Here is a 14,492-nt window from a genome sequence, read left to right as displayed (position 1 = left end):
TCCTCAGTAGTGGGCGAACTGCGATTCATCGAGCGTGTCGCTCGATGCACTGGCGAAGCCCATCGCGGCGGAGAGCGCCAGGCCCTTGCCGGGCCGCGGCGCGCCTGCGGTCTTCTTCACCGGCGGCTTGCCGAGCGGACGCGGGCGCGCCTGGACGCCGCCTTGGCCGCTCAACTTGAAGAAGGCCATGGTCTGCTGCAACTGTTCGGCCTGGCCACTCATCTCCTCGGCGGTGGCAGCCAGTTCTTCCGAGCTTGAGGCGTTCTGCTGGGTGGTCTGGCTGAGCTGGGTCACGGCGGCGTTGATCTGACTCACGCCGGAGGACTGTTCCTCCGAGGCCGCGGTGATCTCCTGCACCAGGTCCGAGGTCTTGCGGATGTTGGGCACCATCTGGTCGAGTAGCTTGCCGGCGCGCTCGGCCAGTTCCACGCTGGAGCTGGCCACGGTGCCGATCTCCTGCGCTGCGACCTGGCTGCGTTCGGCCAGCTTGCGCACTTCGGCGGCGACCACGGCAAAGCCCTTGCCGTGATCACCGGCGCGGGCGGCCTCGATGGCCGCGTTCAGCGCCAGCAGGTTGGTCTGGTAGGCGATGTCATCGATGATGCCGATCTTCTGCGCGATCTGCTTCATCGCCGCGACGGTGGCCTTCACGGCCTCGCCGCCCTCGCTGGCCTCGCTGGCGGCCTTGGTGGCGATGCCGTCGGTGACCTTGGCGTTCTCGGTGTTCTGCGAGATGGACGCCGTCATCTGCTCCATCGAGGCGCTCGTCTCCTCGACGCCTGCGGCCTGCTCGCTGGCCGCCTGCGACAAGGCTTGCGCCGTCGCACTGACTTCCTCGGAGGCGCCGGCCAGTGACTCCGCGCTGCCGTTGACTTCGGTCACCACCTGAACAAGCTTGGTAGACATGGCATTGATGGAGTGCTTCAGCTCTGCATAGATGCCCTCGTAGTCACCATCGACGGACTGCGTCAAGTCACCATTGGCCATGGCGCCCATCACACGGCCGGCGCCATTGAGGCTGGCCGAGGTGGCCGTCGCCATGTCCTTCATTGCCTGTAGCAACTGGGCGGCTTCGTCCTTGCCGTGCACCTCAATGTGCACATCCATATCGCCCTTGGCCAGCCGGTTTGCCGCAGCCACTGCCACGCTGATGGGCTGAGTAATGGCGCGCGTGATCAGCCAAGCCATGACCAGGGCCAGCGCCGAGCACAGCAACAGGATGCCTATGGTCCACGCGCGGGCGCTCGAATAGGCCGCCGCGGCCTCGGCGGCAGATTTGTTGCCACCTTCCTCATTGATTTCGGCGAGCTTGTCGGTTGTCTCGCGCAGAAGGTCGTAGCGACGACGGGATTCGCCATTGAGCAGCGCCACCGCCTCGTCGTTCTTGTTCTGCTTAGCGAAGTCGATGATCTTCGCCTGTTCCAGCTCGAACGCATTCCAGTCGGTCTTGTAGCTGTCATACAAGCGCTGCTCCTCGGGAGAGCTGATTGACTTGGCGTACCTGTCGGTGGTCTTGCGTAGCTGCTCCATCCTGTTCGTGAGCGACTTGTCCACCTCGGCTATCTCGGCGGCCTCAGTAGCCACCACCATGCGGTATTGCAGGACACGCAGGCGGTTGAGCCCTGCCTTCATGTCCGTGCTATCGCGGACGCTGGGCAGCCAGTTGGTGGACAGATCCACCGTAGAGTTGTTGACGATGCTGAGCTGATAGATGGAGTAACCCCCGAGTCCTGCCATTAGGGCCAGGACCACCAGGAATGAGCCGAACAGCTTGGTCGCAAGTTTCAGATTCGCAAACATCGAGATTTTCAAAGGGTGGTAGCGCGGGTTGAATGGGCCGGCCGGACTCAAAAGCGGGAGAAATGGGCTTCGTCCGGCGCATCGGCCGCCGCAAATCCACTGGTTGCAGACATCGCGAAGCTGGCGTTCGAGCGTCGAGCTGCCTTGCTCTTCTTCTGCGTCGGCTGGTGGACGACCCGCGTACGCTGTGCGACGCTGGCGCCGCCTTGGCCGCTCAACTTGAAGAAGGCCATGGTCTGCTGCAACTGTTCGGCCTGGCCACTCATCTCCTCGGCGGTGGCAGCCAGTTCTTCCGAGCTTGAGGCGTTCTGCTGGGTGGTCTGGCTGAGCTGGGTCACGGCGGCGTTGATCTGACTCACGCCGGAGGACTGTTCCTCCGAGGCCGCGGTGATCTCCTGCACCAGGTCCGAGGTCTTGCGGATGTTGGGCACCATCTGGTCGAGTAGCTTGCCGGCGCGCTCGGCCAGTTCCACGCTGGAGCTGGCCACGGTGCCGATCTCCTGCGCTGCGACCTGGCTGCGTTCGGCCAGCTTGCGCACTTCGGCGGCGACCACGGCAAAGCCCTTGCCGTGATCACCGGCGCGGGCGGCCTCGATGGCCGCGTTCAGCGCCAGCAGGTTGGTCTGGTAGGCGATGTCATCGATGATGCCGATCTTCTGCGCGATCTGCTTCATCGCCGCGACGGTGGCCTTCACGGCCTCGCCGCCCTCGCTGGCCTCGCTGGCGGCCTTGGTGGCGATGCCGTCGGTGACCTTGGCGTTCTCGGTGTTCTGCGAGATGGACGCCGTCATCTGCTCCATCGAGGCGCTCGTCTCCTCGACGCCTGCGGCCTGCTCGCTGGCCGCCTGCGACAAGGCTTGCGCCGTCGCACTGACTTCCTCGGAGGCGCCGGCCAGTGACTCCGCGCTGCCGTTGACCTCCGTCACCACCAACGACAGCTTCTCCACCATGTGCTTCATCGAGTTCAGCAGTTGGCCGGTCTCGTCCTTGCCTTCCACCTCGATCGTCAGGGTCAGGTCGCCTTCGGCGAGCCGGTTAGCCACGTCGACGGCGCGACTGAGGGGTCGCGTGACGCTGCGGCTGATCAGGAAGCCTAGAAGCACCCCCAGCAGCACACCGCCGCCAATCAAGCTCAGCATCAACGTCCGGCCTGTGAGGTACACCGTTTCGGCCTCATCTGAGGCCTGCTTGGCGCGTGCCTCCTTCTGTGCGACCAGTTCGTCGAACAACTGGTCAAGCTTGTCGGCGCGGTCGCGCACGCCATTCAATGCGGTTGCTAGCTGCTCGTCCCGCTCCATCAGCTTCTTGGTGGACGCCAGCGTCAGCGCACGCTGCATCTCCCGCTGGTACTCCTCGGAAGCGTTGGCGAAGGTGTTGAACAGCTCCTTGGCGCGCTCGCTCTCGAACAGCGGCCGCGCCTTGTCCACGTAGGCCTTCATCGCCGCGCTGCTTTTCGCAATGGATGCGAGATGCTTATCTCGTTCCGCCTGGGTGCTCGCTAGCAGGTAGTTCGCGCGCGCCCGGCCGATGTAGATCAGGTTGATGTTGGCCTCCTTGATGAAGGACAGGCCCATCAGCTCGTTGCTGTACATCGACTCCGCCTTCTCGTTCATCACGCTGGCGTTGTTGATGCCGATGAAGCCGACCACCGCACTGACGCCGGCGACCAGCACGAACCCCGTGATCAGCCGGAAGCCGATCTTCAGATTGGTGAACATGTTGTTGAACTCCCTGAGAAAGATAGGAACCGCCTCATGCGGTCGTCGCGCCGGCGCCCAGCAAGCGCCTCGCCTGGCCATGCCTGACGGTGCCGGCGCGTTGCATGAGCACCGGCACATCGATGAGCAAGGCCACTTCACCGCTGCCAAGAATGCTGGAGCCGCTGATGCCCTGCACCTGCGAGAACATCCGGGACAGCGGCTTGATGACGGTCTGCGCCTCGCCCATCAATGCGTCGACGACCAGCCCGAACTTCTGGCCCAGATGCTTGACGACCACGATGTTCTGGCGCGCGGCGGGCGCGCCGGCGATGTCGAAGAACTCCCGCAGCCGGATGAAGGGAAGAACCTGGCCGCGCAGGTCGATGTAGTCATGGCCAGGCTTGGCAGTGAATTCAATGCACTCGTCGACCATGTCCAGCGGCACGACGAAGACGGACTTGCCCACGCCGACCTGGAAGCCGTCGATGATGGCCAGCGTCAGCGGCAATCGCACCGTGACACGCGTTCCCTGGCCGGGCGTGCTGTCGATGCCCACGCTGCCCCGAAGGGCCGTGATGTTGCGCTTGACCACGTCCATGCCGACCCCACGGCCTGACAGGTTGGTCACCTGTTCGGCTGTCGAGAATCCGGGTTCGAAAATCAGCCCGTAGATCTCGCCGTCACCGAGGGGCTTTCCGGCTTCGACCAGGCCACGGTCGATGGCTTTGGCAAGGATCTTGTCGCGGTTCAGGCCGCCGCCGTCGTCGCAGACCTCGATCACGATGCTGCCCGACTCATGGAAGGCGTTCAGCGTCACGGTGCCTTTGAGGGGCTTGCCGCGCGCGGCGCGTTGTTCGGGCGAATCGATGCCGTGATCGATCGCGTTGCGCACCAGGTGCATCAGGGGATCGCCGATCTTCTCGACGACAGTCTTGTCGAGCTCGGTGTCCTCGCCGCTGATCTTCAGCTCGATGTCCTTGCCCAGTTCGCGGGCCACGTCGTGCACCACCCGCTTGAAGCGGCCGAAGGTGCCTCCGATCTTGACCATGCGCAACTGCAGCGCGCTGTCTCGCACCTCTTCGATCAGATCGGCGAGTGTCGAGTGCGCCTCATGGAGATCCACGCTGCGGGTCCGGCGCGCGATCAGGTTGGCGCCGGCTGCGGCGATGACCAGCTCGCCCACGAGGTTGATCAGGCGATCAAGCTTGTCCGCATCGACACGGACGGATTGACTCTCCTTGATCTGCGTTTCCTTGACCTGCTTCTGCTTGGTCAGGGCCGCCTCGACGACCTGCGGCGCCACCGTCCCCTGCTCCGCGAGGATGCGGCCGAGCAACTCGGTGGGCTGGCCCTGCCGCTGGCTGTTCAGTGCCATGTCCAGCTCGTGGGAGGTCAGGCTGCCGCATCGCAGCAGAATGTCGCCGAGCCGGCTCGGCTCTTCCGGCAACTGTTCAATCAACGCGATGTATTCGGCCACGCGGCTGCGCGGCGCCACGATGCGCAGCGCGCAGTCGTCGATGACAAATTCAAAAGCGCTTTCGATCGTGGCCTTGTCGCAGCCGCTCTTGAACGCGATCTCGAAACCCAACCAGCAGGACTCCGCGTCCAGCGTCTCCAGGGCAGGGACCGCGTCGTGCAGCGTCACGACATGCTCGATGCTGCCGAGGGTGGCCAGATAGCGCAGGAAGGACAGCGGATCCATGCCATTGCGCAGCACGTCGCGGCCGAAGCGCAGCGAGATGTGCCAGTGGTCCGCGCCCTCCCCATGGTCGGCGTCCGCCGGCCGCCGCTCGAAAGCGGGCTCGGGTGGCGGCGCCACAGCCTGCTGGGTCTGCGGGCGGTTCATCTGGGCATGAAGCCCGGCCAGCAGGCCGGCGCCGGTGGCCACCTCGTCGTTGGTGAGGTCACGCCGGCCATCTTCAACCGCGTCCAGCAGGCTCGCGATGTGGTCGCCGCAGGCGAGCAGCAGCGCCACCAGACCGTCGTCCAGCGCCACCTCACCCTCGCGCACCTGATCCAGCAGGCTCTCCACGACATGCGTGAACGCCACCACGGTGTCCAGCCCGAACAGGCCGGCCGAACCCTTGATGGTGTGTGCGGCACGGAAGATGGAGTTGACGCTTTCCGACGGGTCAGCTTCGTCGCGGACGCTCAGCAGCGCGGCTTCCATGTCCTCCAGCAGTTCACGTCCTTCGGCAAGGAAGGTCTGTAGTGCTTGATCGAGATTCATCACAGCGTGTCTTCTCGTCTCATTGCGGTACTGCCGGCACCAGCAGCGGATCGCCGAAATGGGCGGCCAGGTTGAGGATCTCGAAGACCTCCAGCACAGTGGGGCTGTGGTCGATCAGGCGAAGCGCGCACTGGCTGGCTGCGGCGCTCTTCTTGGCAGCCATCAGCAACTGCACGCCGGCGCTGTCCAGCTCCGTCACGCCGGAGAGGTTCAGCTCCAGATCCTGGCGGGCTCCTAGAGCGGACTTCAGGAGTTCGCAGATTTCCGACGCGCGGTAGATCGTCAACTCGCCGTCGAGCGCGAGGGTCTGCGTCACGGCGTTCAAGGCAGCACCAGTTTCTGCACGACGCTGAGCAACTGAGGCGGGCTGAAGGGCTTGAGCATCCAGGCCTTGGCACCGGCGGCCTGCCCGGCGGCCTTCTTGGCTTCCTGCGACTCGGTCGTCAGCATGACGATCGGCGTGAATTTGTAGGTCGGCAGTTGCTTCACAGCCTTGACGAGGCTGATGCCGTCCATGTTGGGCATGTTGACGTCGCTGATGATCAGGTGCACCTTCTGACCGGTCAGCTTCCTTAGGGCGTCGGCGCCATCGCAGCCTTCGATCACGTCATAACCGGCGCCGCGCAATGCGATGCTGACCACCTGCCGCAACGAGGCAGAGTCGTCGACGATCATGATTGTTTTTGCCATTTCCGCTCTTCCTTTTCTGGTGCTGATCGCCAGTGATCAGAAAAAAGTAACTTCGTCTGCCGGCGCAGCCTGTGCAGCTGCGCCGTCCCCACGGTGGGTGGCGCGCTCGTCGGCCATCGCATAGCTGCTCTCCAGATCCGCCAGCAGCAAGCCGGCCTGGACGGCCTGCAACACCCCGCCACTCTCGTAGCGATCGCGCATGTCGCGCAGCATCGGTGGCAGGCGTTCGATGTTGTGGCGCACATGGGTCATGCGCTGGCTCACGCGGTCCTGAAATTGCAGTTGCACCAGCGCCTCGACGATTTCTCCCTGTATGCCGTGGCTCTCCTGCTTGAGCACATCAGCCGACGCTTCGAGCCCCTCGGTGACCTTGCGGAAGCTGTCGAGAACGCCGCTGATCGTGGACTCGGCGACCGTCGCGGAAGCGTTGCCGCGTTCTGTCGAGGCCTCTGCACTTTGCCGTGCCGCCTTGATGGCATCACTGATGAGGTTGACCTTCTCGGTCATGCGCCTGGCTGTGTCGCCTGATAGGCCGGACAACTTGCGCACTTCCTGGGCAAGCACGCCAAAGCCGCGACCGTTCTCGCCGGCGTGCGCTGCTTCTATAGCGGCATTGATCGCCAGCATGTTGGTCTGGGCGGAGATGGCGGTCACCTCGGCTGCCATATGAAGGAGCTCGGCGATGAAGCGTTCGAGGCTCTGCACCTCGGCATGCAACTCGTTGTTGCTGGTCATCGCGGTGTGCAGCAAGCCGAGCACGTCCCGCAATGCGCGGCTGCTCTCCTCGAATACACCCTCGCCACGCGCGCTCGCAACGGCGTTGGATGCTGCGAGCGCTTGTTCCAGCCGGTCGACGATGCCGCCGAATCGCAGCGTCAGCGCGGCGACGGCCTGTTCCATCTGTGCGCGCGATTCTTCGATATGGGCGCTCCACATCGGCAGCACGTCGCGGCCAATCTGTTCAGTTTCCGTGACAAAGGCCGCCGTTGAACGCTCGGATGTCGTGCGGATGCGTGCCCGCTGCCAGGCGCTCCACGCGCCACCAGCCACGAGCACCAGCGCGATCAAGAGATTTAGCAGGCTCAGCCCACCGACCACGGGGACCGCGACCGCGCCGGCTGCGCCTATGAGGAAGGCATGCAAGTCACCGGCGCGACCCCTTGGGGCAACGGTGGGGCTGGCGAACGAAAGGAACGCATTGTTGGTTGACTCAACCATGTGGATTCGCGCTCGGCGAGCAGGCGAAAGACGCCACCGAACAGCAGGGTTAACTGAGTTGTAACAGTCGTCAATATCTCACCCAAAGATGGACCGGCATCTGTTCATGCAATGAGAAATGCACGGTATTCAGAAGCCATTTGCTAACCAAATTACAAAGCGTGATTCATTGCACGGCATCGTCGCGCTAGGGTGTTGCTTTGAGCTGGGTGCGCCCAGCGGTCCGGGGGGCGACGGTTGCCGACGGGCAGCTCTCCCGAGCGGCCATCAAGGGACGGGGCGTCGAATCAGTGAAGACGCGCCACTGCCCGCCCGTCCGTGGGCGGGCGTCATGGCGCGCTGGTGCGTCGGTTTCGCCAGGGAGGTGCCCGTGGTCAATGACCGGTGTGGCCCAACGGCTTGCGCACCTGCACGTCCACGGCGCCTGGCGATGGCATCGTGCCGTCGGGCGGCTGAGGCGCGGGGGGCGCGTCGCCCACCTCGCGCGCCTGCGTGCCCGCTGGCTGCTGGAACCAGCCGGGGTCCGCATAGTCGCCACGCCGCAGCCCGCGGCGCACCTTCAGCACGCTAAACATGCCGCCCATCGCCAGCGGCCCGAAGGGCCCGTCGCCAGCCATCATGGGGGCAGTATTGTCGGGGCCGCGCATGCGCATCTCGGCCATCTCGTGCATGCCGGTGTGGCCCATCGCCATGTAGCCGGGTACCAGCCCGCGGATCTTGGCCTCCAGGTCGCCCGCATCCACGCCGAGCATCGTCGGCACGTTGTGGCCCATCGCATTCATCGTGTGGTGGGCTTTGTGGCAATGCAGCGCCCAGTCACCTTCCTCGTCGGCGACGAGTTCGATCTGGCGCATTTGGCCGACGCCGATGTCCGTCGTCACCTCAGGCCAGCGGGCGGATCTCGGCACCGCGCCACCGTCCGTGCCTGTCACCTCGAACTCGTGGCCATGGAGGTGGATGGGGTGGTTGGTCATCGTCAGGTTGCCGATGCGGATGCGCACCCGGTCGCCCTGGCGCGCCACAAGCGGCGCGATGCCGGGGAAGACGCGGCTGTTCCAGCTCCACAGGTTGAAGTCCAGCATCGTCATCACCTTGGGTGCGGCGCTTCCAGGCTCGATGTCGTAAGCGTTCAGCAGGAAGGCGTAGTCCCGGTCTACGTCGGTGATGTGCGGGTGCTTCGCCTTCGGATGCGTGATCCACAGGCCCATCATGCCCATCGCGATCTGCACCATCTCGTCTGCGTGCGGGTGGTACATGAAGGTGCCTGGCCGGCGGGCGACGAATTCATAGACCCAGGTCTTGCCGGGCGGTATGGCCGGCTGCGTGAGGCCCGACACGCCGTCCATGCCGTTGGGCAGGCGCTGTCCGTGCCAGTGCATGCTGGTGGGCTCGGGCAGGCGGTTGGTGACGTAGATGCGCACGCGGTCGCCCTCGACGACTTCGATCGTGGGGCCGGGGCTCTGGCCGTTGTAGCCCCACAGCCTGGCGGTGAAGCCGGGTGCCATCTCGCGCACGACCGGCTCGGCGACGAGGTGAAACTCCTTGACGCCGGCGTTCATGCGCCAGGGCGCCGTCCAGCCGTTCAGCGTGACGACCGGGTTGTACGGCCGACCATTGGGTGGCGCGAGCGGTGGCTGCGTGTCGGGCGAGGTCTGGATGACGGGCTCGGGCAGCGCCGCGAGCGCGGCCTTGGAGACGGCGGCCAGCGAGGCCAGCGTGGAGCCCGCGAGCAGGGAGCGTCGATTGAACATGGCAAGCCTTGCAGAGGTCAGTGGGCGGCGCCGGCGGACGCCATCGCGGACACGGGGGTGGGCGAGGTGAGCGCGGCCGCCGAGCGGCCGGGGCCAACGAGGGCCTGGGCCAGGTCGGCCTGGGCCAGCCAGAAGTCGCGCAGTGCCTCCTGCGCAGCGCTGACGGCGGCCACCTGCGCGCGCGCGTCGGCCAGCAGCTCGAAGACGCCGATCAGCATCGCGTTGTAGCGGCGCAGCTGCTCGTCGGCCACCTGGCGGGCGAGCGGCACGGCGTCGTCGCGATGGCGGCGGGCAATGTCGTAGGCGCTGCGGTAGAGGCCCAGCGCCTGGCGCACCTCGAAGCGTGCCTGCAGCGCCACATCGGCGGCGGTGTGCGTGGCCTCGCGGGCCAGCGCCTCTGCCTTGGGTAGCGGGCCCGGGCCGAACAGCGGCAGCTCCAGCGCCACCTCCCAGCCGCGCTGCGTGGGCTCCTGGTTGGACGAATTGCGCACCGTCCCCAGTTCCAGCATAGACACCCAGCGAGTCAGCCGCGCAGCGTCCAACTGGCGGCCCGCTTGTTCCAGCGCCAGCCGTGCGGCCTGTACGTCCAGCCGCTGCGCCAGTGCCTGCGCTTCGACGTCGCGCGGGTCGCGCGGCGCCTCGGGCAGTTCCGGCAGGTGGGCCGGCAAGCGCAGAGCGGCGCCGTCTTCCAGCCCCATCAGCCGCACTAGCTGCTCGCGTGTGCTGAGTCGCGTGGCCTCGGCGCGCGCCAGCGCCAGCCGCGCGTCCGTCTCGAAGGCCTGCTCACGGGCCCGGGCCAGCGCGTTGAAGTTGCCGGCGGCCTGCATGCGGCGCGCGAGTTCGGCGCCGGCCTCGGCGGCATCCAACACCTGGCGGCGGTAGGCCAGCGCTTCTTCGGCGGCCACCGCGCGCACCCAGGCGCGGCGCGTATCGGCCGCCAGCGTCAGCACGTCGGCCGCGGTGGCCTGCTGGGCCGCCTGCAGCCGGCGCTGCTCGGCGCCACGGACCAGCGGTAGCGCCAGCAGCCGGGCCAGATCGACATGCCAGCCGCGCTCCAGCTCCACGGTGTCGCCACGCGTGAGCCGGCTGAAGCGGAAGCCCGGGTTGGGCAGCCGGCCGGCGTCGGCCACGTCGGCGGCCGTGATGCCCAGCCGGGCGAGGCGGGCCTGTAGAGCGCGGTTGTTCTGCAGCGCCAGCGTGCTGGCGGCATCGGCCGACAGCGGCTCGCGTAGCCGGTCGGCCAGCACGTCGGGCGACAGGGGGTGGTCGGTGAGCGGCAGGCCGGTGTGGGGTTGGGTCAGCCGGTTGACGTCGGCCAGCGGATCGGCGGGGTCGACGCTGGCGCACCCGGACAGCGCGAGCGCCAGCAGCAACGCCGCCGCTTTGGGCGAGGAAGGAGCAGGGAACATGGGCAAGCCTCTCGGGCAAGGCAACGAGATCGGGACTGCCGGTCGGCGAGAGCGGCGGCAGGGAGGGCGGCGAGAGGATCAGGCCCGCGGCGGCGGGTCGGGGAGGGGTGGCACGATGCCGGCCCAGGCTTCGGCGGGTGTGACCGCAGCGCGTGCTGCCGGCGTGGCCGGTGATGCGTCTAGCGCGAGCGCCGGCGGCGGTGCCGCCGTCAGGCAGCAGGGCGCGCAGAGCTTGCAGGGCTTGGCCGCAGCGTCGTGCGCATCGCCATGGCCGACATGGTGCGCATGGCCCGCCATCGGCAGCGGCGGCATCGGCTCGCACCCGGGCTGGCCGGCCGCCAGCAGGCTGCGCAGCGGCAGCAGCACGAGCAGCAGGCAGAGCACGATGAAGCGGCGCGGGTGACGCATCGCGCGACTTTAACGGCCGTCGCGCTGCAACCAGGCGCGCGGCGACAGCCCGGCATGACGCTGAGCAAACAAACGGCTCAGTGCTGATGCGTTGGCATAGCCCAGCTCGGCCGCCAGCACCTTCAGCGGCTTGCCGGCGCGCAGCTCGCTGCGGGCGATGGCCAGCCGCCAGCCGGCGAGGTAGTCGGCCGGCGTCTGGCCGAGCGCGTCGCGGAAGGCGTCGGCAAACCGGCTGCGCGACATTCCGGCGGCGTCGGCCATGCCCGCTAGCGTCCACGCGTCGCCGGGCCGTGCGTGCAGCGCCGTCAGCGCACGCGCCAGCCGCGCGTCGCTCAGCCCCCGCATCAGCCCCAGCGGCAACGGGGCGTCTCGCTGGTCCAGCATCCAGCGCAGCAGCTGCAGCAGCAGCACCTCGAAAAGCCGGTCGGCCAGCAGACGCTGTCCGCAGCGCACGCGCTCCGCCTCGCCGAATAGCAGCGCCAGCGTCGCGGCGATGCCGTCGACGCCCGAGAGCGGCAGCACGATCAGCGGCGGCAGCGCGTGCACCAGCGGGTGGCCGGCCTCGAAGTCCAGCGTCGCGCAGACGAAATCGGCCCCCTCGGCCGGCGCGTTGTGGAAGTCGTGTGCCAGCGGTCGTGGGTAGAACACCAGGCTGGGCTCGCGCACCCACTGCCGCTCGACGAGGCCGCTGTCCGCGGCATGCGAGATCTCCATCTCGCCGTTGCGCATCACGTGCAGGAAGCCGCGGCCCGCCCGCGCATCGAAATGCGTGACCCCGCACAGCGGGCCCGCGTGGAACAGGCTGGCGCGCACGCGGAAGCGCTCGAACAGCGGGCTCAGTCGGTCCAGCGGCGCCGGGTCGGTCATGGGACGAATAGGTTGAAATACTGGACTGAATGGTACCTTTGGTCCATCCAGGGCGGCGACAGTGGAGGCCTTCCTCCACTGAAACCGAAAGGTGACTCCATGACAGCCCGTGTCCCTCTTCTTGCAGCCGCCGATGCCCCTGAAGCCAGCCGTCCGTCGCTCGATGCCATCCACGGGGCCTTCGGCGCCACGCCCAACATGTTCCGCGCGGTAGCCAACTCTCCCGCGGCGTTGCAGGCGATGTGGGCGTTCTTCGGTGCGTTGGGCGGCGGCAGCATCCCGGCCAAGCTGGGCGAGCAGATCGCAGTTGCGGTGGCTGACCGCAATGCCTGCGAATACTGCCTGGCCGCACACACGGCGCTGGGTCGCAAGGCGGGCGCCACACAAGCGGAGATGAGCGCGGCCCAGGCCGGCGAATCGGCCGACCCCGGCACGGCGGCGGCGCTGCGCTTCGCGCTCAGGCTGGTCGAGCAACGCGGCCAGGTAAGCGCGGGCGATGTCACTGCGCTGCGCGCGGCCGGCTTCGCGGACGGCCAGATCGTCGAGATCCTGGCCCACGTGGCGCTGAACCTGTTCACCAACTACGTGAACGTCGCGTTCGCCGTGCCGGTGGATTTCCCGGGCGTCAAGCTGCGCTCGGCTGCCTGACCTAGGCACTCCACAAACGACAAGGCCCCGGCATGCCGGGGCCTTTCGCCGTCAGGCGCTCGGGGCCGTCAGACCAACCCTTGCTTGGACGCCAGCACGGCGGCCTCGGCCCGGCTGGACACGTTGAGTTTTTTGTAGATGCTCTTGATGTGGTCGTTGACGGTGAACCACTTGATGCCCATCAGGTTCGCGATCTCCTTGATCGTGAAGCCCTTGCTCAGGTAGGTCAGCACCTCGCTTTCGCGAGGCGTCAAGCGCTCCCATTCGGGCGGCGGGTCCAGCGCGACATTGCGGCTGTTGCTGAAGGGCGCGTGCGACGACGACAGCGAGCCGAAGCCGGAGTTCAGTGGCATCGTGCCGCTGTCGCTGGAGGCCGGCCGGAAGTGCGACAGCAGGCGCCGGGCGATGGCCGGCGACAGCGGCGGCTGGCCGCGCACTATGCGCTGCAACTCTTCCACCAGCACCTCGAAGCGGTCTTCCTTCAGCAGGTAGCCGTCGGCGCCGCATTGCAGCGCGGGGAAGAGGTGGTCGTCGTCGGAGTACAGCGTCGTGACGATCTTGATGGCGGGCGAGCCGGCGAGCTCAGTCAGGAACTCCATGCCGTTGCCGTCGGGCAGTTCCAGGTCGACGAGGATGAGCTTGAAACCGGCGTCCGTCGGGGTGCCGGCGTACTTGGCGACCTGCCGGCGTGCGTTCTCCAGATCGCCGACCTCCACCAGCTCCATGGCGTCGCTGAAGCTCTCGCGCACCACGCGGCACAAGAAGCTGCGGGCGACGGGGTTGTCTTCGATGATGAGGACTTTGACGGTCATGGATGGACGGCGGGGATCAAGTCGGCCGACGAATGTAGCGTACCCGTTTGTCGGGCATGGACCGTGAGTGCGGGGTGCCAAGCCCCCGTTTCAGGCTTCACGTCGTCACGATGAATGACTTGCCGATGGCATCGGGCGTGGGCCGCGACAGCGCCATCCCAAAGGGCTTACACCCGCTCCCGCGGGTGACTGCCTCCCTACAATCGCACCACCATGCGCATCCTAATTTCCAACGACGACGGTTACCTCGCACCGGGCCTTGCCGCCCTTGTGAGAGCCTGCGACGGACTCGGCGAGATCGACGTCATCGCCCCCGAGCAGAACGCCAGCGGCACCTCCAATTCCCTGACGCTGAACCGCCCGCTGAACGTCTACCGGGCCGCCAACGGCTTCCGCTACGTCAGCGGCACGCCGTCCGATGGCGTCCACCTTGCGCTGAGCGGCCTGCTTGGCTACCGCCCCGACCTCGTACTCTCGGGCATCAACAACGGCGCCAACATGGGCGACGACACGCTCTATTCAGGCACTGTCGCGGCGGCCACCGAGGGTTATCTGTTCGGCATCCCGTCTATCGCCTTCTCCCAGGCCGAGAAGGGCTGGGGCGAACTGGAGGCGGCGGCCCGTACGGCGCGCAGCGTCGTCGAGCAGGTCATCGCCGGGGGCTTGAGCCAGGCGTTCCTGCTGAACGTCAACATCCCCAACCGGGCCGATGCCGACCAGTTGCCGCGCAAGATCACGCGCCTCGGCCGTCGCCATTCTGCCGAGGCCATCATCGAGCAGGTCAACCCGCGCGGCGAGACGATCTACTGGATCGGCCCTGCCGGGGACGCCCGGGACGCCGGCGAGGGCACCGACTTCCACGCCACGATCAACGGCCAGGTGTCCATCACGCCGCTACAGGTCGACCTGACCGAGCACGCCGCGCTGGGCGCCTGGGCGCAGCGTCTGGGCCTCTGACC

General features: G+C 66.9%; 13 protein-coding genes. 2 read left to right on the top strand and 11 right to left on the bottom strand.

The window, feature by feature from the left end; all coding sequences use genetic code 11:
• Window positions 1–3 precede the first annotated feature (3 nt).
• The 10 genes from LXT13_RS25570 to LXT13_RS25525 all read right to left on the bottom strand — a co-directional run bounded on the left by LXT13_RS25570 (window position 4) and on the right by LXT13_RS25525 (window position 12,073).
• Window positions 4–1,800: a methyl-accepting chemotaxis protein gene (locus LXT13_RS25570; RefSeq protein ID WP_233375148.1), complete on the bottom strand. Its 1,797-nt coding sequence runs from the start codon at window positions 1,798–1,800 to the stop codon at window positions 4–6.
• A 47-nt stretch (window positions 1,801–1,847) separates the two neighbouring features.
• Entirely contained in the window at window positions 1,848–3,518 is a 1,671-nt protein-coding gene (locus LXT13_RS25565) for a methyl-accepting chemotaxis protein (protein ID WP_233375147.1), read from the bottom strand.
• A gap of 34 nt (window positions 3,519–3,552) precedes the next feature.
• On the bottom strand, window positions 3,553–5,730 hold the full coding sequence (locus LXT13_RS25560; RefSeq protein WP_233375146.1) for a chemotaxis protein CheA: 2,178 nt from the start codon (window positions 5,728–5,730) through the stop codon (window positions 3,553–3,555).
• Window positions 5,731–5,749: 19 nt separating this feature from the next.
• Window positions 5,750–6,046, bottom strand: coding sequence for an STAS domain-containing protein (locus tag LXT13_RS25555; protein WP_349254865.1), 297 nt, complete (start codon window positions 6,044–6,046; stop codon window positions 5,750–5,752).
• A gap of 5 nt (window positions 6,047–6,051) precedes the next feature.
• On the bottom strand, window positions 6,052–6,420 hold the full coding sequence (locus LXT13_RS25550) for a response regulator (RefSeq protein WP_233375144.1): 369 nt from the start codon (window positions 6,418–6,420) through the stop codon (window positions 6,052–6,054).
• Between the two features lie 36 nt (window positions 6,421–6,456).
• Complete coding sequence (locus LXT13_RS25545) at window positions 6,457–7,638, bottom strand: methyl-accepting chemotaxis protein (RefSeq protein ID WP_233375143.1); 1,182 nt, start codon at window positions 7,636–7,638, stop codon at window positions 6,457–6,459.
• Between the two features lie 374 nt (window positions 7,639–8,012).
• A complete protein-coding gene (locus LXT13_RS25540; RefSeq protein ID WP_233375142.1) occupies window positions 8,013–9,389 on the bottom strand; it encodes a multicopper oxidase family protein in 1,377 nt (458 codons plus the stop codon).
• A gap of 17 nt (window positions 9,390–9,406) precedes the next feature.
• A complete protein-coding gene (locus LXT13_RS25535; RefSeq protein ID WP_233375141.1) occupies window positions 9,407–10,798 on the bottom strand; it encodes a TolC family protein in 1,392 nt (463 codons plus the stop codon).
• Window positions 10,799–10,876: 78 nt separating this feature from the next.
• Window positions 10,877–11,206, bottom strand: coding sequence for a hypothetical protein (locus LXT13_RS25530; RefSeq protein ID WP_233375140.1), 330 nt, complete (start codon window positions 11,204–11,206; stop codon window positions 10,877–10,879).
• A gap of 9 nt (window positions 11,207–11,215) precedes the next feature.
• Window positions 11,216–12,073, bottom strand: coding sequence for an AraC family transcriptional regulator (locus tag LXT13_RS25525; protein WP_233375139.1), 858 nt, complete (start codon window positions 12,071–12,073; stop codon window positions 11,216–11,218).
• A gap of 99 nt (window positions 12,074–12,172) precedes the next feature.
• Here LXT13_RS25525 and LXT13_RS25520 point away from each other — a divergent pair, with 99 nt between their 5' ends.
• On the top strand, window positions 12,173–12,721 hold the full coding sequence (locus tag LXT13_RS25520; RefSeq protein WP_233375138.1) for a carboxymuconolactone decarboxylase family protein: 549 nt from the start codon (window positions 12,173–12,175) through the stop codon (window positions 12,719–12,721).
• Between the two features lie 68 nt (window positions 12,722–12,789).
• On the opposite strand, the gene LXT13_RS25515 is transcribed toward LXT13_RS25520, so the two are convergent.
• Window positions 12,790–13,533, bottom strand: a complete 744-nt coding sequence (locus LXT13_RS25515; RefSeq protein WP_233375137.1) for a LuxR C-terminal-related transcriptional regulator — start codon at window positions 13,531–13,533, stop codon at window positions 12,790–12,792.
• A 213-nt stretch (window positions 13,534–13,746) separates the two neighbouring features.
• On the opposite strand from LXT13_RS25515, the gene surE reads away from it, so the two are divergent.
• Complete coding sequence (gene surE / locus LXT13_RS25510; protein ID WP_233375136.1) at window positions 13,747–14,490, top strand: 5'/3'-nucleotidase SurE; 744 nt, start codon at window positions 13,747–13,749, stop codon at window positions 14,488–14,490.
• Window positions 14,491–14,492 lie beyond the last annotated feature (2 nt).

It is taken from the genome of Pelomonas cellulosilytica (assembly GCF_021353265.1).
GTDB classification, from domain to species: Bacteria; Pseudomonadota; Gammaproteobacteria; order Burkholderiales; family Burkholderiaceae_C; genus Pelomonas; species Pelomonas cellulosilytica.
The sequence above is the reverse complement of the archived record's forward strand: the minus strand, read 5'-3'. Positions and strand labels throughout refer to the sequence as shown.